The sequence below is a fragment of the Rickettsia sp. TH2014 genome, assembly GCF_019249195.1.
In the GTDB taxonomy this organism is placed as follows: Bacteria; Pseudomonadota; Alphaproteobacteria; order Rickettsiales; family Rickettsiaceae; genus Rickettsia; species Rickettsia felis.
In genome coordinates this window covers 1-779 of record NZ_MXAX01000034.1, presented here as the reverse complement: position 1 = coordinate 779, position 779 = coordinate 1, and the positions used below count along the sequence as shown (strand labels likewise).

Below are 779 nucleotides of genomic sequence, written 5' to 3'. Positions count from 1 at the left end.
ATAATTTTTATAATGTCTGTAAGATTAAATCTTGACTTCTACAAGTGTGTTTGTTTGCAGAGAATCAGCAGTCGGAACATACGTACCAAAAGCTAAAGGAGTAGCAGTAACTATACAAGACGGTAAAACCGTTGCACTAACAAGGAAAAAAGCATTAGCAGACGAGGTGAGGCTATTTCCTGTACTTATAGTTAAGATAATAAAACCGATAATATTTCGTAGAATTTTAAAGTTATTCTTCATATTTTTTAATAAAAATAATTAATGTTCATTATTAATCTTTGACAAATTTTAACGATTTTAGAAGGTGAGTTTAAGAAATAGTTATATTTAAATATGAATTTATGATATTTTTCCTACAGAATATATTTACAAATAAATTAAAAATGTAATTGACTATTCTATTTGAGTATTATAACATGATAATACTTTTACTTTCTGGTATATAAAATGACTACTAAAATAGCAATAAGTCAATTTAAATCTCATTGTCTTGAGATAATAGAAAAATTACAAACCGATAAAGAATCCATTATAATTACTAAAAGAGATAGGGAAGTAGCGCAAATATTGCCTATCAATACTAAAAAGACCTCAATATTCGGTATGTTAAAAAATAAAGCTGAGATAAAAGCAGATATATTAGATTCAATAGAAGAAAAATGGAATGCAGAACATTAATAGTGGCTTAGTACTAGACACCAATGTTTTATTGTGGTCAATATTACAACCTGAAGAATTATCAGAACAAATCGGTCGTGCCTCCGTATTGCAGTTTA

2 protein-coding genes are annotated in these 779 nt (G+C 27.3%); one reads left to right on the top strand and one right to left on the bottom strand.

Annotation, left to right across the window (positions count from 1 at the left end; all coding sequences use genetic code 11):
* Nucleotides 1-24 precede the first annotated feature (24 nt).
* Nucleotides 25-243, bottom strand: a complete 219-nt coding sequence (locus KYQ89_RS00425) for a hypothetical protein (RefSeq protein ID WP_256621161.1) — start codon at nucleotides 241-243, stop codon at nucleotides 25-27.
* A gap of 207 nt (nucleotides 244-450) precedes the next feature.
* Between KYQ89_RS00425 and KYQ89_RS00420 the strand changes: the two genes are divergently transcribed.
* Nucleotides 451-681: a type II toxin-antitoxin system Phd/YefM family antitoxin gene (locus KYQ89_RS00420; RefSeq protein WP_011271032.1), complete on the top strand. Its 231-nt coding sequence runs from the start codon at nucleotides 451-453 to the stop codon at nucleotides 679-681.
* The last annotated feature ends 98 nt before the right edge of the window (nucleotides 682-779 follow it).

Coding starts and splice junctions, on each gene's coding strand:
- KYQ89_RS00425 (WP_256621161.1), bottom strand. CDS start 243: ATGAAGAATAACTTTAAAATTCTACGAAATATTATCGGTTTTATTATC.
- KYQ89_RS00420 (WP_011271032.1), top strand. CDS start 451: ATGACTACTAAAATAGCAATAAGTCAATTTAAATCTCATTGTCTTGAG.